The sequence below is a fragment of the Bradyrhizobium sp. PSBB068 genome, from assembly GCA_016839165.1.
Lineage (GTDB): Bacteria > Pseudomonadota > Alphaproteobacteria > Rhizobiales > Xanthobacteraceae > Bradyrhizobium.
Window position 1 is genome coordinate 5,069,674 of sequence record CP069300.1, and the last position, 18,667, is coordinate 5,088,340.

Sequence of the window (18,667 nt, forward strand, 5' to 3'; positions counted from 1 at the left end):
GCAGTCGTTCATCCGCGAACAGCGGCTCCGCAATTTAACCGCCTATAATCAGTTCCGATTAACTCGCATTGTGAGATTGAGATCGTGGTCATCGGCTTGAAGCGAACCCTGCTCTTGGCCCTGTTCTTGGCCCTGCTCCTGCAGCTTGCGGCATCATTTTCGGCTCACGCCCAAAGCTGCTCCGTTACCTCGGCGTCGGGCAACTACGGATCGGTCGACATTCTGGCCGGCGGCGCCGTCGATACGACCTCGACCTTTACCGTGACGTGCAGCGGCTGTGCCCTCGGCTGCACGGTCAATGCGTGTGTGCAATTCAACCAGGGGGCGCCCAACAGCAGCAATTCGGTTCGATCGCTGGGAAGTGGCGCGAATGCGGCAATCCACGAGCTGTATTCGGATTCAGGGCGCACGCAGGTCTGGGGATCCTGGGGATACGGAACCACCGCGTATGGCTCCGGCGGCGTCAGCATCAATCTGAGTCTTCCACTTTTGGGCGGACCCGCGCAACAAAGTCTGACTGTCTATGGGCGCTTCCTGGCCAATCAGCAGGCAACGATACCCGGAACCTACGTCTGGAGCACGACGTCTCCGGTCGTCGCCTACGCGGCCTATCTTCTGGCAAGCCCGAATTGCTCATCGAATCCGGGAACGACGACAAATGCCGGCGCCTCGCCCTGGACGGCGACAATCGCCGGAAATTGCATTGTTTCGACAACCCCACTCAATTTCGGCAACGCTTCGCTGTTGACGTCAAACATTGACGGCGTTGGAACGATTTCAGTGAAGTGCACCAATACGACCCCGTACTCGATCGGTCTCGATAACGGAGTGAACCCAAGCGGCAGCCAGCGGCGCATGCAGGCAGGTTCGAGCTTCATCACATACAATCTCTATACCGACGCGGCCCGGACCAGCGCCTGGACAAGTACGACATCCGCCACGACCTGCACTTCTGGTGCCAGTACCTGTGTCCTTGGTACAGGAACAGCGTTGAACCAGAATGTTTCAGTCTATGGGCGCGTTCCGCCGCAGACCTCACCACCCGCCGGAAGCTACGCGGACACCATCGTCGTCACCGTGACCTTCTAGCCAGCCTGGTTTTCCGGATGGAGTAGCTGGGCCTGGTTCGCGCACCGTGGGAATGGGCGCGGCGAGAACGGCGATAGCCGGCGTGCATGAACGACCGAGGTTGTACCGATGCCAGCGCGGAGGCTATTCCCGAGCAACTACGGCATCGAGCCACGCGCAGTTCAGAGGCGGCACGACTGGATCCGGCACGCGTACGCCGCGCTGCGCCGCATCGATCCGCATGTCACGTAGGCGCTTGCGCTGTTCATCGGGCATATAGAGCCGCTCATGCCCCCAGAGCGATGGCCCATCAAACGTCTCATGCGGTTGCCAGGTAACCGGGTCGATGACGCGAGCTCCCCAACCGTATTCGATGAAGAAGCCCGACGGCGTGTTTACGTAAAACGACGTCATGTGATCGTTGGTGTGTCGTCCCAAGGTATAGGCGACCCGCCCGTCATCCAGCTGCGCAAGATCGTAGCATTGACCAACGTCGTCGAGGGTGCCGAGTTCGACCATGAAGTGGTGCAGCGCTTTCCGGCCGGAGCCCACCATCGCAAAGCTGTGATGGCGTCCGTTCACATGGAAAAAATACAGGCTGTAGGGCTTGAGCCCGAAATCGGACACGTGGAAGCCGAGCACGTCGCGATAGAACGGCAGCAGAAGATCGACGTCCTCGACGTTCAGGACGACGTGTCCCATTCCGAGGGCGCCGGTGCGGAAGCCGGAGATCGGCCTCCCCGGTCGGAACGGATCCGTCGCGAGGGACGGCTCGCAGAACGCCTCAAGCCGGTTGCCAGCGGGGTCGGCGAACTGGATCAAGTCGCGAACGTGCCGTTCATCGGCCAGCGCGCGCGATCCGCGCGTGACTACGACACCATGGCTTTCCAACCTGGCGGCGAGACGATCAAGCTCCGCTGGGGTCGGAACTTCCCAGCCCATCACCGCAAGACCGGAGTCGTTGCCGCCGTCGACGATCAGACGTTGCCTGCGGTCGTCCATCCGGAAAGCCCGCGTCTTTCCGCCGCGATCGATCTGCTGCATGCCGAGCAGCTTCGTCGCCATGTGGCTCCACTGCTCCAGCTGCGAGGAGCCTATGCCGATGTAGCCGAGTGCGGAAATCTCCATACAGGTTCCTTAAGTGTGTTCTTCGCACGCGTTGGTCGCGCGCGGCCCCTTCGCCGGAGTTTGATGCCGACGCGGCGCGATCGTGCCCAAAGCCTTGCGGCCGCATCGCATTTGCAGCATCGTGAGCCTGCGTACCCGGCGGCACAAGGACGAAAATAGAAATGTCCAAGGAGCGGACGAGCGACGGACGGCCGAAAGCCTCGGCGGGGGTCCGCGCCTTCAAGCGCGGGCTGGACGTCCTCACCGAGGTCAACAGGTCCGGCGGCGTGAGGGCCGCAGACGTGGCGCGCGCGCTCGATCTTCCCCGGCCGACCGTCTACCGGCTGCTCGAGACCTTGGAGGAACTCGGCTATATCGCTCGTTCGGCGAGCGACGACCGCTATCGCGTGACTCGGTTGGCCTCCAGCCTCGGGGACGGCTACAATCCCAGCGTCGTCATCTGCCAGGCGGCGGCGCCCTACCTCAACGAGTTGAGCAAGACTCTCGTCTGGCCCGTCGACCTTTCCACCTATGAGAACGCCGCGATGGTGGTCCAGGAGACCACCCATTCTCGCAGTCCAATGTCGATCGACCGCGGGATGATCGGCAAACGCCTACCCATCCTTCGGACATCGGCCGGTCGAGCCTATCTGGCGGCCTCGGCGGAGCGCGAGCGAAACTTGATCGTCAATCATTTGCGGCGGATCGATGAGGCGGATGACCGCCCCTTCCTCGGCGGCGACTGGCTCGAACGCATGATCGCGGAGACCCGTGAGCGGGGTTACGGAGTCCGCAACGAGGGAGAATACAATCCCAAGACGGCATCGATCGCGGTGCCGATCGTCCGGGACGAGGCCGTCTTCGGCTGCATTTCGATCATATGGATCCGTTCCGCCCTTTCTCTAGAGGACGCGGTTTCGCAGTTCGTGATGCCAATGCGCCAAGCTGCGGCCGCAATCACGATCGACGGCTAATTCACCCTTACGGGTAGAGAAGCCAGGCCACGCAGCACGTTGTTCAGGGCGAGCACGGGTTCACCGATATCGAAGCTGCGCACCTTCTCGACGAGGACTTCGAGAAGAGCCGTCATTTCGAGACGGGCGAGATGCAGGCCGGCGCACATGTGCGTGCCGTTTCCGAAACCAAGATGGTCGTTGGCGCGCCGGCGCACATCGAACTTCTCCGGATCTTGCCATTTGCGCTCGTCACGGTTGGCCGACGCATACAGCAGCAGCACCCGGCTTCCTGCTGGAACAAGCGCATCGCCGAGGGCAGCGTTCGAGGCAGCATGACGCGTGAAGCCCCGGATCGGAGACTCCAGGCGGAGGGCTTCGTTGATGGCATTCGGGATCAGCTTAGGATCATTGCGGACAAGCTCCCATTGATCCGGATGTCTGCCGAACAACAGGATCAGATTAGCCGTCGCGAAGATCGTCGTGTCCAGGCTGGGCCCGAGATAGTCCCGCATCAGGACGGGACAACGCTCCGGCTCGACCTCGCCACGATCGGCGGCCTCGAAAATGCGCCTGCCCCAGCTCCCGGGCAGCAACCGTTCGCGCATATCCGGAACGCTCAGGTAGGAGCGCATCTCGCGAAAATCCGTCATGGCGGCGCAGCCACGTTCGTTCATCGTGCCCAGCACGTTGAACGTGGCCGACGCCCACCTGAGCATGCTGCCCCGGCCGTAGTCTTCGAGGCCGACCAACTTGGACACGATCGTGAGCGGCAAGTGTTGCGCCAGATCCGTCACCGCGTCGAATTGCTCCTGCTCGACGAGGTCATCAACGAGCCGTCTTGCTTCCGCCCGGATCTGTGGACCGATCTCTTCGAGAGCTCGGGGCGAAAGAGGAGCGCCGATGATCGCCCGGAGCCGGTCATGCAAGGGGGCGTCGCTCGCAAGAGTCGTGCCCCGCGCCATTTCGTTGACGGTGCCGTTGGCTGCGACGCCCTCCGCGGACGAGAAGACGGTCGGATTCCTCAACGCTGCTCGGACGTCATCGAAGCGACCCACGGCATAGAGATCGTGTCGAGGAAGCCAGACGGCGGCGCCGCGCGCCCTGATAGCTCGATAGTGAGGATAGGGGTCGCGAAGAACCTCGTCGCTGTAGAGATCGACGTCGTAGGTGGGCGCGTCCAGATCGGCTATGCTCATGATGTTCCGTCCGCTTGGATGCTGGTGTCAGCGCACCGCGACCCACTCGCCCTTTTCGAGCTTGCCCAGAACCAAAGCACTCTGGTCCAACCCCGTGTGGTCGTCGGGTCCGTAATTGTAGACGCCTCGTGACCCGGCAACGCCCTTCAAGGATTCGATCGCGCCTCTCAGGGCCTGTCTGAACTCGGGCGTACCCGGCTCGGCGGTCTTCAGAGCGATCGGGGCGGCCTTCTCGAGCAACAGCAAGGCATCGTAGGCCGTTCCCGCGAAGATGTTGCGGCTTCCCGGCCCGAACTTCGCTTCGTAGCGCTGGATGAACTCCAGTGCGGACTTCTTCGCGGGATATTCGTCGGGGAAGGACGCGGCCCCGACGGCGGGGCTCAGTGGAACGAAGATGCCGTCGCCTTGGGCACCTGTGAGCTTCTTGAAATCGCCGAATGTCGCGCCGAGCGTGCCGTAGATCTGACCATCGTACCCCTTCTCGCGCAATTGCAATAGCGGAAGCGCCGCCGGCGCACCCGAGGCCGCGATCAGAACGGCATCCGGACCGGCTGCGAGGATCTTCAATATCTGTCCCACCACCGTCGTGTCGGTCCGGGCGTACTTCTCGTTCGCGACGAGCTCGATGCCGGCGGCCTTGGCCATGTCGGCGCTGACCTTGCTCCAGGCGTCGCCATAGGAGTCGCCAAAACCGATCAGGGCCAGCTTCTTCACCCCGGACTTCTTCATGTTCGCGAACAGCGGCGTTGCTTCGTGATCGTCGTTGGTTGTGGTCTTGAACACCCAACGCCGCCTGGCGTCGATCGGTGCGACGAGCGCATTGACTGGCGCGAGCGTGATCATAGGCGTCTCGTACTCGACCGCCGGCTCGATGACCGCGAAGGAGCCCGGCGTGGTGGTCGGCCCGATCAGCAGGTCTATCTTGCTCTCCTCATGCAGCTTGCGCAGCGCCGACACGGCGGCCGTAGCGTCAGAAGCTTCATCGAGGAATAGATAGTTGACCTTCTTCCCTGCGATCTCGGCGGGACCGAAGGCCGTGCCGTTGCGCTCGGCGTTGCCGATGGCTGCGGCGGGGCCCGTCGCGGACAAAAGGATCCCGACGTTGATGTCGGCGGCAAAGCTCGGCGCAGCGAACAATTGCGCAACAAGACATGCACTCAGCACGGATCGCAGCATCGTCGTTTCCTCCGCCTTGGACTGCCTCGGCAGACCGGCCTTATTGGCTTTGCTTCCTCCCTAGCGAAACCGGATTGCCCGCGAGTAGCATTATCGCGAAGCTGTCCGGCTGGCGGACAAGCCACCGAGCAGCGCAGCCTCGTCCGCTGCGCGGACAGTTGGCGACTCGATGTTGAAAGTGGAGCGCGGCTGAGAAACAGATGGCGTCATGCAGGATGGATCCGCTTCCCAGAGCTATGATGTCGTGATCGTCGGCCGCGGGCCCGTCGGGGCCACGCTCGCCAATCTGCTCGGCCTATGCGGCGTGCGGACGCTAGTGCTGGAGCGCGAAGCCCGCGCCCACCATCTCCCGCGCGCTGTACACTTCGACGACGAATGCATGCGCGTGTTCCAGACCATCGGTCTGGCCGATGCGATCCTGCCGCAGGTGATCCTCAGCCCCGGCATGCTCTTTCTCGACGCCAACGGCCGCATGCTGCTGGATTGGTCGCGTCCGCTGACGCTCACCCCGCAGGGCTGGAATCTCAGCTATCGCTTTCATCAGCCCGATCTTGAGGAGGTGCTGATCGGCGGCCTGCAGCGTTGGCCGCACGTGACGATGCGCAACCGATGCGACGTGTTCGCTCTCGACCAGGACGAGACCGGCGTGCGCGTGCGCTACGAAGACCTCTCCAACGGGCAGCTCGCCGAGGTGCGCGCTGGGTATGTGATCGGCTGCGACGGCGCCCGCTCGCTGGTGCGCCGCTTCATCGGCTCCGGCATGGACGATCTGGGTTTCCACGAACGCTGGCTCGTGGTCGACGTTCTGCTGAAGCGAGCTCGCGACGATCTCGGCGATTACAGCCTGCAGCATTGTGATCCCCGGCGGCCCGCCACCTATGTGCGCGGCACCGGCACGCGCCGCCGCTGGGAGATCACGGTTCTGCCCGACGAGGTTTCACAAGAGGTCACCCAGCCGGCGAAGGTCTGGGAGCTGCTGTCGCGCTGGATCACGCCCGAGGATGCCGAGCTTGAGCGCGCCGCTGTCTACACCTTCCATTCCACCATCGCGCAGAAATGGCGCGACGGCCGCCTGCTGCTCGCAGGTGATTCAGCCCACCAGACCCCGCCCTTCCTGGGTCAGGGAATGTGCGCCGGCATCCGCGACGCCGCAAACCTCGCCTGGAAGCTCAGCGCGATCCTTGGCCGCCATGCCGACGGCCGCCTGCTCGATACCTATCAGAGCGAGCGCCAGCCGCATGTCCGCGAATTCGTCGAGCTCGCCATCCGGCTCGGCGGCTTGATCAACACCAAGGCAGTCGAAGCCGGCCTCGCCGCCGGCCGGGCTCGCGAGAAGGCGCCAGTCAAGCTCGAGGTGAAGAAGCCCCTGCTCGGCCCCGGCCTTGCGCCGTCGGATCTGCCTTTGGCCGGGCATCTCGCGCCGCAATTCACTATGCCCGACGGCCGTCGCAGCGACGACGCCATCGGCTACGCCTACGTCCTGCTCACCGAGGCCGCCGGCGTCATCCCGTCCCCGTTGCAACGCGCGTTCGGCGATGCCGGCGTGTCGATCATCACTGGCGACACGACCGCGGGCGTCGGCACTTGGTTGCGCGACAACGGCCTCAAAGCCGCTCTCGTCCGGCCTGACCGCTACGTACTCGGTACCGCCCGAAACGACGCGGAACTCGAACGGCTCGCCGCCGCCATCAACCATCCCACCCACGTGCCGTCCGCGGCCTGAACACATTCGCTAGGATATCTTATGAAGCTGCTTTCTTTCGTCGCCGACGGCCGTGCCTCCTTTGGCGCCGTCAAGGACAACGGCGTCGTCGATCTCGGTGCGCGCATGCCCGAATGCGCCTCGCTACGGCAGTTGCTCGAGACCAACCGCGTCGCCGAAGCGACCGCATTGGTCGCAGCCAACGCGGCCGACCGCGCGATCGACAAGATCGCCTTCGCGCCGGTCATCCCGGACCCCGGCAAGATCATCTGTGTCGGTCTTAACTACCGGGACCATGTCGCCGAGACCGGCCGCACCGTCACCGAGAAGCCGGCGCTGTTCGCGCGCTTCGCCTGCAGCCAGGTCGGCCACATGCAGCCGATCGTCAGGCCGAAGGTCAGCGACAATTTCGACTATGAGGGCGAGCTCGCGCTGGTGATCGGCAAGGAAGGACGCCACATCCCGGCCGGCCAAGCGCTCGACCATGTCGCAGGCTACGCCTGCTACAACGAGGGCAGCGTCCGCGACTGGCAGCGGCATACCAGCCAGTTTCTTTCCGGCAAGACCTTTGCCAACAGCGGCAGCTTCGGCCCTTGGCTGGTGACGAGGGACGAAATCCCCGATCCGTCAAAGCTCACGTTGCAGACCCGCCTCAACGGCACCGTCGTGCAGCACACGACGACCGATCTGTTGATCACCGGAATCCCCGAGCTGATCACCTACATCTCTACGATCTGCCCGCTGGTCCCCGGTGACGTCATCGTCACGGGCACGCCCGGCGGTGTCGGTTTGAAGCGCACGCCGCCGCTATGGATGAAGCCCGGTGACACTGTCGAGGTCGAAATCTCCGGGATCGGCGTCCTCCAGAACTCCGTGATCGCTGAGTAAAGCACCGGCCTGGCTGACTCGCTCCGGTCCCGATCCGGAGCGGGTTGTACCCCCGATCACCAAGCGGCGTAGTCAGGCACGTGCCTTAGAGGAGTCACATGATCAGTAATATCCGATCATCGATCGACGATGCGCTAGAAATCTCCGCGCAGGCCGACCGTGGTGCGCAGCCGGTCGGCCCAGCGCACCGTGTTCCGCGCATAGACGCCGACCGATGCTTCGCTGACCTTGTCACTCCTGACATTGGCAAGGACGCTGCGCTGCCAGGCATCGGTCAGGGCCAGTGCGATATCGTCGTAGCGCGTCTGCATCCCGAAAGTCGTCTCCATCGAAAGGCCAGCGAAGGAGCCGAGCAACGTGCGCGAGGCGTTGACGCCAAGCATCACGCGGTCGTCATGCTGATGGAATTGATCGCCAAGCACCGGATTGGTCAGGAAACAGGTGAAGTCGTTGAACAGGTCGAGCTGGCTCTTCACCACATAGGCATTGACGCAATTCATCCTACCGACGCCGTTGAGTAGATCGTCATCGCACCAATCCCGATGGTGACCGCGCCTACCAGACATTGCAGGCTACGATTGGCCCAGGTCAGCGACCGTGCGGAAACCGCAAGCGGTACCGCGATGAGAGTCGACAAGGCGCCCATCCCGAGCATCGAACCGATGCCAAACAGCAGAACGTAGAAAATCCCGTAGACGGGATCTTTCGCCTGCGCGATTGCAAGGACGAGAAGCGCAGCCGAACCAGCCATCCCATGCATCAAGCCGACCAGCAGCGAGCGCCAGCGGAAACCATGCTGATGTTCGTGCGAACTCTTCTGATGGGGGATCGGTTCATTGACGTGGCTGTGGACATGGAAGTGTTCCGTACCGTCGTCATGGCCGTGCTGGTGAAAATGCACGCCGTCGCACCACAGTCGCCAAAGAACGTGGGCACCCAGGCCGACCAGCATCACGCCCACCGCAGTCTCGAGCGGGCGCGCCAATTGCTCCGGAATTGCGTGACCAATCACGATCGCGGCACCGGCAAAGACGAACAAGGTCAGCGTGTGGCCAAGTCCCCACGTCAGACCGTGCTTGACGATATCACTGACATCGGTCCGCCGGGCAGCAATGCTCGACACCGCCGCGATATGATCGGCTTCGAGCGCATGCTGCATTCCGAGCAAGAAACCGAGTCCAAGGACCCCGAACATGCGCTCTCCGATTTCGTTTGATGGACAAGTCCCCTCAGGCGAACGCGGATTCGCGGCTCTTCACGAGTTCGCCGCGCAGCCAGCCATACCAGTCCAGCAGACCCTCGCCGCTCCGTGCGGACACCTGAAACACCCTGATATCCGGATTGACCTCGCGGGCGTTGGCGATGGCACGGGCCACGTCGAAATCGACGTGAGGCAACAGATCGGTTTTGTTGAGGATCATGAGCTCGGCCGCGCGGAACATATGCGGATATTTCAGCGGCTTGTCCTCTCCTTCAGTCACTGAGAGAATGACGATCTTGGCTCGCTCGCCGAGATCGAACATCGCCGGGCAGACGAGGTTTCCGACGTTCTCGATCATGACGACGGAGCCTGACGCAGGCCTCAACGCCGCGAGGCCACGTGCCACCATGTCGGCCTCGAGATGGCATCCAGCGCCGGTATTGACCTGCACGGCAGGCGCACCCGCAGCCCGAATCCGCTCGCCATCGTTCACGGTCGCCTGGTCCCCCTCGATCACATAGAGCTTGAGCTCACCCTGGAGATCGCGAATCGTTCGCTCCAGCAGCGTGGTCTTGCCGGCTCCCGGCGAACTGACCAGGTTCAGCGCGAGAATTTCCCGGCCTGCGAACCAGGCCCTGTTCTTCGCCGCCAGCGCATCGTTCTTGGCGAGGATGCGCGTCTCGAGTTCAACGACACTGTCGTCTGCATGCGAGTGATGGTCGTGATCGTGGCCGTGGTCATGATGCCCGTCATCGTGGGCGTGGCTGTGCCTCGTGCCATCGGCATGAGCATGATCGTGCTCGTGAGCATGGCTGTGATCATGTTCGCCGTGGGCATGGCTATGGCGGGTCCCGTCGGCGTGGACGTGATCATGCCGGTAGGAGTGACCGTGCTGATGATCGTGGCCATGGTCATGATGGTGGCTGTGCCGGGTGCCATCAGCGTGAACGTGGTCATGCTCATGGTGATGTCCGTGATCGTGTGAATGCGCGCCCATCGTCATCGTCTCCCCGGTCTGAAGGTTGTGGATGGTGGCTCCGGTCTTGTCTCCGCACCCGCAATGTCCGCACATCAGGCGATCCCCGCTTCGAGTTCCATGCTCTTGATGTTCAATTCCTCACCCTGCAATCGTGTCAGCCGGTTTGAACCGCAGGGGCAGGAAGCAAACAGCGTTTCGGTGACGAATTCGACGCCGCAGCCGTTGCAACGCGCTCTGCCCTCGACCTGCCTGATCTCAAGCGTTGCGCCTTCGAGCGCCGTTCCCTGTGCAACGGTCTCGAAGCAGAACACGATCGCGTCTGCCATCACGCCCGACAATTTTCCGATCTCGAGCGTCACACGCCGGACGCGGCGCCCTTTTGCGGCATCGCCGACGATGGCGACGATGTTCCTGCTGATGCCGAGTTCATGCATGGCGATACCCTCAGCAGATCCGGGGCAACTGCTCGCCAACCAGCATGTCGACGATTCGCCGCCCTCCGAACACGGTCCGCATAGTGACGCGGCCCGGCTCCCCATGATCGATGCGCCCAATGATCGCAGAGCACGCACCGAGCGGATGCGCTCGCATCGCCGCCAGCGCTGCGTCGGCCTGCTCCGGCGGCGCGATCACCACGATCTTGCCTTCATTGGCGAGATAGAGCGGATCAAGCCCCAGGATCTCGCAGAATGCCTTGACTTCCTCGCGGATCGGCGTGCCGACCTCGTCGATCTCGATCGCGACCCGCGAAGCATCGGCGATCTCGTTAAGGACGGTCGCAAGCCCGCCCCGCGTCGCATCGCGCAGAAAGCGGATGCCGGGCGCGGCCGTCAGCAACCTGTCGATCAGGCCATGCAGGCAGGCGCAATCGCTTTCGATCAAAGTGTCGAGCGCCATATCGCCGCGCGCGCACAGGATCGCCGCGCCATGATCACCGAGCAGTCCGTTGACGAGCACGACGTCGCCCGGCATGGCCATATCGACGCCGAGCGCGACCCCTTTTCGAATCATGCCGATTCCCGTCGTAGTGATGAACAGTTTGTCGCACGCCCCGCGCTGCACCACCTTGGTGTCGCCGGTGACAATCTGTACGCCGGCCTGCATTGCCGTCCTCGCCATCGAGAAAGCAACCCGGCGCAGCACATCGACGCGCGTCCCCTCTTCAACGATGACGGCGCAGGACAGATAAAGCGGAGTCGCCCCGCCGACCGCGAGATCGTTGACCGTTCCACACACCGCGAGCTCGCCGATATCGCCGCCGGGAAAGAACAGCGGATCGACCACAAATGAATCCGTCGTGAACGCCAGCCTGTCGCCGTGGCTTGCAAGCCCGGCGAGGTCGATCCGGGCTTGGTCTTCCAGCGGTGCCAGCGCGCGATTGTCGAATGCGGCGACGAACACGTCGTCGATCAGGTCCTTCATCGCCTTGCCGCCGCCGCCATGCGCAAGCGTCACCGTGTCGACGTTGACCTTGCCGCGCCGGCGGGAACGGATAAACGGTGCGACGTTCATACCGCCTCCTCCTTGTAGCGCTCGACCCCGCCATACTGGTAGTACGCCGCACAAGCCCCCTCCGAGGACACCATCAGCGCGCCGAGCGGCGTTTCAGGCGTGCAGGCCGAGCCGAATACCTTGCATTGCCAGGGTTTGATCACGCCCTTCAGCACTTCACCGCATTGGCACGACTTCGGATCCGCGATCTTCGCGTTCGGGATTGCGAATTTCTGCTCGGCGTCGAAATGCGCATAGGCCTTGCGCAGCCTGACGCCCGAATGATCGATCGAGCCGAGCCCACGCCACTCGAAGAACTCGCGCAGCTCGTAGACCCGCGAGACGGCCCGCAACGCCGGGGCATTGCCGCCATCAGGCACAATGCGCGCATACTGGTTCTCGATATCGGTCCGACCGTCCTTGATCTGTTTCAACACCATCCAGATCGATTGCAGGATGTCGAGCGGTTCGAAGCCGGCAATCACCATCGGCTTCCGGTAGAATTTTGCGATGAACTCGTAAGGCGCGGTGCCAATCACCATCGAGACGTGACCGGGCCCGAGGAAGCCATCGAGCTGCAGGCCCGGGCTGTCGAGAATCGCCTTGATGGTCGGCACGATCGTAATGTGATTGCAGTACACCGAAAAATTGCCAATGCCTTCTGCTTCCGCCTGAAGGATTGTCAACGCAGTCGACGGCATCGTGGTCTCGAAGCCGAGCCCGAAGAACACCACCTCGCGGTCCGGATTGTTGCGCGCCAGCGCCAGCGCGTCCATCGGCGAGTACACCATCCGCACATCGGCGCCCTCGGCCTTGGCCTGCAGCAGACTCTTCTTCGAGCCGGGCACCCGCATCGCATCACCGAACGTGGTGAAGATGACGTTCGGATGTTCGGCGATCGACACGCAGTCGTCGACGCGGCCCATCGGCAGCACACAGACCGGGCAGCCCGGTCCGTGGATCAACCCGATCTCCTTGGGCAGCATCCCTTCGAGGCCGTAGCGGAAGATCGAATGGGTATGACCGCCGCAGACTTCCATGATGTAGAGCGGCCGCTCCGCTGGCATCCGCATGGTCGCGACCAGCGCCTCGATCTCCTTGATCAAGACCCGCGCCTTGCCGCTGTCACGAAATTCGTCGAGATACTTCATGCGGCGGCTCCCTTGGTGGCTGCCGAGCCGCGGTCGTCGGCCAGCAGCGTGTGAACCAGGTCCCACAGGATGTGATAGGCCGCGACGTGACATTCCTGGACACGGTGGATCGACGTGGTCGGAACGACCAGACAGAAGTCGACCGCACCCGACGACTTCATCTTTCCGCCATCGCCGCCGGCGAGCCCGATGGTGACGAGGCCCATTTCCTTTGCCTTGGCGAACGCCGACATCAGATTCGCAGAATTTCCGCTGGTGGAAATGCCGATCAGCGCATCTCCTGCCCTCGCCTGCGCCAGCAACTGACGGACGAAGACGTGCTCGAAGCCGAGATCGTTGCCGACCGCCGAGATCATCGCGAGATCCGCCACCAGATTAGTGGCCGCAAGCGCTGGACGTCCGGCCGTGATCGGATGCACGAATTCCACCGCGACGTGAGAGGCATCGCAACTCGAGCCGCCATTGCCCATCGAAAACATGCGTCCCCCACCGCGATAAACGTTGGCCAGCGCCTTGGCGGCCGCAACGAGGATGGGCGCATGCTCTCCGAAGAAGCGCGCATTGGTGTTGCGGGAATCGCGGGCCTTCTCCTCGACCGAATGCAACAGCATCTCGTCGAGCCGCGCCGGCGCTTGGGGCTGGCCGTGCAGGAAAGGATAGAGCGCCTGGAGGTCAGCATCGTTTGACATGGTCAAAGCCTCCTATTCGGCCGCCGACAACCGCATCGCTTCGATCTCGGCCTGCGCCTCGCCAAGTTCGGTCAGGATCTGCAAAGTCAGCGCCGCTTCCTGCTCGTTGATCCGGCTCATCGCGAAGCCGACGTGGACGAGCACCCAGTCGCCTACGCAGGCGTCCACCGGATGCTCGTCACTGACGATGCATGCAATATTAACCTGCCGCTTGACGCCACCGACATCGACGGTTGCGAGCTTCCTTGTGGCGTCGTCGATTTTTACGATCCGTCCGGGAATGCCGAGACACATGGCGCGTTTCCTTCCGGGTGGTTTTTTATAAGGTTGTTGCTTGAACTGATGAGATGGGCAGCGCCGATTGCGGCCTGCCCGAGCGCCAGGCCACCGTCATTGGCGGGCACCTGCGCATGCGATAGTACGGTGAAGTCGTGGCTTTCGAGGCGACGGCTGACCTCCTCGAACAGGATGCGGTTCTGGAAACAGCCGCCGGACAGCGCGACCGTCGCGAAACGCCGGGGACCAGTTTCATCCTCTCCGCTGGCGAGCCTTCGCGTCATCGCGACGATGGATCTCGCCAAGCCCTTGTGGAACCGCGCTGCCATCACGGGCGCCGGCGTCTTCAGGATGAGATCGCCGAGGACCGCGTTCCACATCGCCAGCGGCTCGATATAGGGCAAGCCGGAGCCACGCAGGTTGGGGATGCTCATGGGATAGCCGAGGGTATCGTCCTCGTTGCGCAGCGTGTCTTCGTCGACTATGGCTTCCAGGCGCGCGGCGGCTTCGCCTTCATAGCCCTGCCGCTCGCGGCAGATATTCAGCGCGGCAGCAACTGCGTCGAACAGCCGCCCGCAGGACGAAGCAAGCGGCGCATTGATGCCGTTTTTGATCATCGTGTCGAGCGTTGCCCGCGGCTTGCTCGCGAGATAGGCGTGTACGTCGAGGTCTTCGAAGTTCATCGTGAAGGCGGGCCACGCCATCTCGGCCATGAGATGGGCATAGAGATTTCGCCAGGGTTCACGGGCCGCCTGCGCACCGCCCGGCATCGCGACCGGCTTGAAGGTTCCGAGACGTTGATAATTGCGGTAGTCGGCGAGCAGGAATTCGCCGCCCCATAGCGTGTCGTCGCCACCCCATCCCAACCCATCGAGCACGATGCCGAGCACCGCCGGCCCGTCGAGCGGATGACCGTTCTCGGCGAGGCAAGCCGCGACGTGGGCGTGGTGATGCTGCACTTCCAGCAAAGGCAGCCCATCGGTAGCTGCACGCTCGCGCGCGAGTTTCGAGGACAGATATTCCGGATGCAGATCGCCGGCCAAGGCTGTGGCCGCATGGTCGAACAGCTTTTGATACAGTGCGAGATTGTTCCGATAATCGTCGAAGGTCCTGACATACTCGAGATCGCCCTGATGCTGCGACAGGATCGCCGCCCCGTCCTTCACCAGACAGAACGTCGACTTCAGCTCACCACCCGTCGCCACCAATTCAGGCGCGGCTTCGAAGCCCCTCGGCAGAGTGATCGGCTCGGGCGCGTACCCCCTGGCCCGGCGCAGCACGCGCACCCGCCCGGCAACGACGCACGCCACCGAATCGTCGATCCGATTGGCGATCTCGCGATTGTGGGTCAGTACGTAGGTGGCAACGCCGCGGAGCCGCTCGGCCGCTTCCTGGTCGGAGATCACCTGCGGCTCGTCCGACAGATTGCCGCTGGTCATCACCACCGGTCTGTTCATCCGCCGTAGCATCAGGAGGTGCATTGGCGTAGTCGGCAGCATGAAGCCGAGCGTCGCGAGGCCTGGCGCGACGACTTCGGGCAGCTTCTCGATGCCATCGGCGCGCAGCAGCACGATTGGCGCCGACGGCCCGGCAAGCAGCGCCTGCTCCGCTGCACCGACGCTGCAATACCGCCTGATCACGTCGAGATCCCGCGCCATCAGCGCGAACGGTTTGGCGTCGCGGTGCTTGAGCTGCCGCAGCCGCGCCACCACATCGGCCTTGGTGGCGTCGCATGCGAGCTGATAGCCACCGATGCCCTTGATGGCGACGATCTCGCCATTCTTCATCAAGCCGCAGGCAGCGTCGACATCGTCCATCATTGAAAACTGGTCGAAGCCGAACGCGCTGCCGTCGAACCGGACCAGCCTCGCCTTCGGGCCGCAAACGTGACAGGCAATGGCTTCAGCGTGGAAGCGCCGATCGGCCGGGCTATCATATTCGGCGCGGCAGGCCGGACACAGGTCGAATGGCGCCATGCTGGTGTTGGCGCGGTCGTAGGGAACGCCGCCGACAATGCTGAGCCGCGGCCCGCAATGGGTGCAATTGGTGAACGGATAGCGGTAGCGCCGCTCGAACGGACTGGCGACTTCCTCGGCGCAGGCCGCGCAGATCGCCGCGTCCGGCGCAACCTGGGTATGGACACGGCCTCCAAGGCTGCCGGCAATGGTGAACGCGGCCGCGAGTTCGCCGAAATAGGGTTGCGTGTCAATCGCGTCGATGCGGGCGAGCGGCGGCGGATCGCGCCGGATCCGCGCGATCAACGCCTCAACCGCCGACGCGCTGCCGAAGACGCGGATCAGCACGCCGCTGGAATCGTTGAGCACCTCACCGGAAAGGTCCAGGTCGCGCGCGTAGCGCCAGACGGTCGGCCGGAAGCCAACGCCCTGCACGCGGCCCCGCACCCTGATCTCGACGGCGAGACGGCCGTCTGCTGCGGCGATGTTGGCACGGCGGCTCACGGCGCAGCCTCCCAAAGTAGAATGCGATTATTGCCGGCGTCGGCCACGACCAGCAGATTGCCGCAGGCCGCAGCACCATACGGCCAGCACACGCTGTCGCGGCCGGCGGCGCGCCAGCGATTGTCGCCCTTTTCCGAAAACAGCCGTTGCCCGGCCAGCGCGATAGCTGGCGAGTCCATCCCGAGACCATCGAGCTCGAAGCCCAACAGGCGGGAATTTGCGGTATCCGCCACCACAAGCATGCCGTCATGGACGGTCAGACCGTACGGCATGTTCAGTGCGCTTGAGTTCGGATGGTAGAAGGCGCGGTTGTGATCGAGCCCCATGAAGTCGGCTTGCCCGATCACGAAATCGCATGCGCTGCCGTTCGCGCCGGGAAAATGTCTCCATGCCATCACCCGGTTGTTGCCGGCGTCGGAAATGAACAGCATGCCACCCGCGACCGCGATGCCGTGCGGCCAGCGCATGCCGAGCGCACCGCCGGCTTCGCCGGCGTTGTCGTCGCGTGTGATGAAATCGCGCTGACCGAGGACCAGATCGGCCGCAGCACCGTTCACCGACGGAATCGCGTTCCAGACCAACACGCGGCGATTGCCGGTATCGGCAACGATGAGCTTCCCGTCGGCAATCGCGACGCCATAGCACCAGTTCAGGGTCGCGGCGGTCGGCACGCCGGCGCCGCGATTGGCAACATGTCCGCTAAAGTCGGCATGGCCCAGCACAACGTCGGCAGGTTGATTCGAGGTTGCGGGATAGCCATGCCAGATCAGGACGCGATGGTTCCAGGCATCGGCGACCGCCAATATGCCGTCGCGGGCCGCAACTCCGGTCGGCATATTGAGCGTGGCAGCGCCAACCTCGCCCTTGGCGTTGCGTCCCTCGCGCGAGAAATCCGGCTGGCCGATCACAAGGTCGGCGCCAGCCTGATCGCCGGATGGCGGCTTGCGCCAGATCATCAGCCGGTGATGCCCCGTATCGCAGACGAACAGCGGGCCGTGCTCGTTCGCCAGGCACGCGCCGCGCGGTCCGAACAGGGTGTCGGCGCCCGGGACGATCGATTTCGCCAGCCCATTCGCCAACGCCTCGCCGCCGAGCACCACGTGCGCGCCGCGCAGCGACAGCAACGGCCGCGCCACATGGTTGTCGCCGGCCCGGAGCGGGGCCTTTTGCAATCTGTTCGGTGCGAACGAGACCTGCATGGCTATTTCGAAATCCTCACTTCGATTCGTGCGCCGATCACGCGCACAGCGTGCGATTGCAACTGCACCTCCGGTGCGGTCAGGCACTCCCCGCTGGCGAGATCGTATTGAAAGCCGTGATGCGGACAGGTGATTATGCCGTTCTCGATCTCTCCGTCATGGATCGGGAAACCGAGATGCGCACACGCGTCCTGGAAGCAGGTGACGGTCGCACCATTGCGCGACAGCAGGACTCTTTCACCGCCAAGGGTGGTTGAGCGGATTCCGCCATCGGGAATCTCCGACAGCAAGCCGGCGGCGATCCAATCGCCCTTGGCTCCGAGGGCGAACGGACTGACGAAGCGAACGCCGTTTTCTTCCGGGCCGCCCAGTCCCTTCACCTGGATGATCTCGGTGATCTCCGGGCAGCCTTCCTGAACCGCTTTCTTGACCCCGGCGTGAAACGTCAGCGCGGAGGCCGGGCATCCGTCGCAGGCACCGATGAAGCGCACCTCGACGACGGGCGGCCTGACCTTGACGAGTTCGACATCGCCACCGTGCGACGCAAGCATCGGGCGGACACCGTCAAGCGCCGCTTCGACGCGCTCGTTCAGGCTCGGCTTGACGATCTCATGCCGCCGCAGCACCGCGTAGACGATTTCGTCGGCCAGCGCATTCTTCATAGCAACAAGCGCAGCCGGGTCTGTCTTCAGGCTCCGGATCAGCCGCCGCAGCGCCTCGCCGTGCAACTGTTCGATCGCAAGCTTGTAGGCGCCGACCGCGGCCTGCTGGTTCTCGTCCCAAGTCGCGAAGATGGTCTCAAGACGCTCGACGTCGCCAAGAAACCCGGTGAGGTCGGTACGCATCGTCGAGGCCATGTCGTGGACGTTCATCCTGAACTCACCGGTTGTCTTCGATGTCCTCAGAGGTATCTCAGATCCTTGAACAGGTAGGGCTGCAAGCCGCCGCCGAGCAGCGCCGCCACCAGCGCGGCCAGCCACAGTGGTGCGCCGGCCTTGGCGAGGCCGACAAACAGGATCGCGGTGACGACGATGCCGATCGCCAATTGCCTGGTGACCATGCGTGGATCAGCGAACAACTTGCCGCGGAAGAACAACACGATGGAGTTTTTCGTCATTTCCCACATCGA

Annotated in this window: 19 protein-coding genes; 4 read left to right on the plus strand and 15 right to left on the minus strand. The window is 63.4% G+C overall.

Annotated elements, in window-relative coordinates; translation table 11 throughout:
• The first annotated feature begins 84 nt into the window (after positions 1–84).
• Entirely contained in the window at positions 85–1,089 is a 1,005-nt protein-coding gene (locus JQ507_23755) for a spore coat protein U domain-containing protein (protein QRI67954.1), read from the plus strand.
• A 123-nt stretch (positions 1,090–1,212) separates the two neighbouring features.
• Here the strand turns inward: JQ507_23755 and JQ507_23760 are convergent, their stop codons facing one another.
• On the minus strand, positions 1,213–2,196 hold the full coding sequence (locus JQ507_23760) for a VOC family protein (protein ID QRI67955.1): 984 nt from the start codon (positions 2,194–2,196) through the stop codon (positions 1,213–1,215).
• A gap of 161 nt (positions 2,197–2,357) precedes the next feature.
• Here JQ507_23760 and JQ507_23765 point away from each other — a divergent pair, with 161 nt between their 5' ends.
• Positions 2,358–3,149 carry a DNA-binding transcriptional regulator gene (locus tag JQ507_23765; GenBank protein QRI67956.1) on the plus strand — a complete coding sequence of 264 codons (792 nt, stop codon included), beginning with the start codon at positions 2,358–2,360 and terminating at the stop codon, positions 3,147–3,149.
• On the opposite strand, the gene JQ507_23770 is transcribed toward JQ507_23765, so the two are convergent.
• Together JQ507_23770 and JQ507_23775 are read right to left on the minus strand one after the other, a co-directional pair.
• Entirely contained in the window at positions 3,146–4,327 is a 1,182-nt protein-coding gene (locus JQ507_23770; GenBank protein ID QRI67957.1) for a cytochrome P450, read from the minus strand. The genes JQ507_23765 and JQ507_23770 overlap by 4 nt on opposite strands.
• A 27-nt stretch (positions 4,328–4,354) precedes the next feature.
• Complete coding sequence (locus tag JQ507_23775) at positions 4,355–5,503, minus strand: ABC transporter substrate-binding protein (protein QRI67958.1); 1,149 nt, start codon at positions 5,501–5,503, stop codon at positions 4,355–4,357.
• Positions 5,504–5,711: 208 nt separating this feature from the next.
• Here JQ507_23775 and JQ507_23780 point away from each other — a divergent pair, with 208 nt between their 5' ends.
• Together JQ507_23780 and JQ507_23785 are read left to right on the plus strand one after the other, a co-directional pair.
• A complete protein-coding gene (locus JQ507_23780) occupies positions 5,712–7,226 on the plus strand; it encodes a bifunctional 3-(3-hydroxy-phenyl)propionate/3-hydroxycinnamic acid hydroxylase (protein ID QRI67959.1) in 1,515 nt (504 codons plus the stop codon).
• A gap of 21 nt (positions 7,227–7,247) precedes the next feature.
• Positions 7,248–8,093, plus strand: a complete 846-nt coding sequence (locus JQ507_23785) for a fumarylacetoacetate hydrolase family protein (protein ID QRI67960.1) — start codon at positions 7,248–7,250, stop codon at positions 8,091–8,093.
• Between the two features lie 134 nt (positions 8,094–8,227).
• Here JQ507_23785 and JQ507_23790 read toward each other — a convergent pair whose 3' ends face one another.
• The 12 genes from JQ507_23790 to JQ507_23845 are packed head-to-tail and all read right to left on the minus strand — an operon-like array spanning position 8,228 to position 18,664.
• The gene (locus JQ507_23790; protein QRI67961.1) at positions 8,228–8,659 is read right to left on the minus strand and encodes a TonB-dependent receptor; all 432 of its coding nucleotides are present in this window, start codon (positions 8,657–8,659) and stop codon (positions 8,228–8,230) included.
• Complete coding sequence (locus JQ507_23795; GenBank protein QRI67962.1) at positions 8,590–9,288, minus strand: sulfite exporter TauE/SafE family protein; 699 nt, start codon at positions 9,286–9,288, stop codon at positions 8,590–8,592. Before JQ507_23795 ends, JQ507_23790 begins: the two co-directional genes overlap by 70 nt.
• Positions 9,289–9,322: 34 nt before the next feature.
• Positions 9,323–10,366, minus strand: a complete 1,044-nt coding sequence (gene hypB / locus JQ507_23800) for a hydrogenase nickel incorporation protein HypB (protein QRI67963.1) — start codon at positions 10,364–10,366, stop codon at positions 9,323–9,325.
• Positions 10,366–10,707 (minus strand): hydrogenase maturation nickel metallochaperone HypA, encoded by a 342-nt coding sequence (locus JQ507_23805; protein ID QRI67964.1) that lies wholly within the window; start codon positions 10,705–10,707, stop codon positions 10,366–10,368. Before JQ507_23805 ends, hypB begins: the two co-directional genes overlap by 1 nt.
• 10 nt (positions 10,708–10,717) lie before the next feature.
• Positions 10,718–11,785, minus strand: coding sequence for a hydrogenase expression/formation protein HypE (hypE, locus tag JQ507_23810; GenBank protein ID QRI67965.1), 1,068 nt, complete (start codon positions 11,783–11,785; stop codon positions 10,718–10,720).
• Positions 11,782–12,915, minus strand: coding sequence for a hydrogenase formation protein HypD (gene hypD, locus JQ507_23815; GenBank protein ID QRI67966.1), 1,134 nt, complete (start codon positions 12,913–12,915; stop codon positions 11,782–11,784). The genes hypE and hypD overlap by 4 nt, the downstream gene beginning before the upstream one ends.
• Positions 12,912–13,604: an SIS domain-containing protein gene (locus tag JQ507_23820; GenBank protein ID QRI67967.1), complete on the minus strand. Its 693-nt coding sequence runs from the start codon at positions 13,602–13,604 to the stop codon at positions 12,912–12,914. Before JQ507_23820 ends, hypD begins: the two co-directional genes overlap by 4 nt.
• Before the next feature lie 12 nt (positions 13,605–13,616).
• Entirely contained in the window at positions 13,617–13,898 is a 282-nt protein-coding gene (locus JQ507_23825) for a HypC/HybG/HupF family hydrogenase formation chaperone (GenBank protein QRI67968.1), read from the minus strand.
• Complete coding sequence (gene hypF / locus JQ507_23830; protein QRI67969.1) at positions 13,868–16,339, minus strand: carbamoyltransferase HypF; 2,472 nt, start codon at positions 16,337–16,339, stop codon at positions 13,868–13,870. Before hypF ends, JQ507_23825 begins: the two co-directional genes overlap by 31 nt.
• Positions 16,336–17,538, minus strand: a complete 1,203-nt coding sequence (locus JQ507_23835) for an NHL repeat-containing protein (GenBank protein ID QRI67970.1) — start codon at positions 17,536–17,538, stop codon at positions 16,336–16,338. Before JQ507_23835 ends, hypF begins: the two co-directional genes overlap by 4 nt.
• 2 nt (positions 17,539–17,540) lie before the next feature.
• The gene (locus JQ507_23840; GenBank protein ID QRI73482.1) at positions 17,541–18,410 is read right to left on the minus strand and encodes a NifU family protein; all 870 of its coding nucleotides are present in this window, start codon (positions 18,408–18,410) and stop codon (positions 17,541–17,543) included.
• A gap of 29 nt (positions 18,411–18,439) precedes the next feature.
• Positions 18,440–18,664 (minus strand): hypothetical protein, encoded by a 225-nt coding sequence (locus JQ507_23845; GenBank protein ID QRI67971.1) that lies wholly within the window; start codon positions 18,662–18,664, stop codon positions 18,440–18,442.
• Positions 18,665–18,667: the final 3 nt, after the last annotated feature.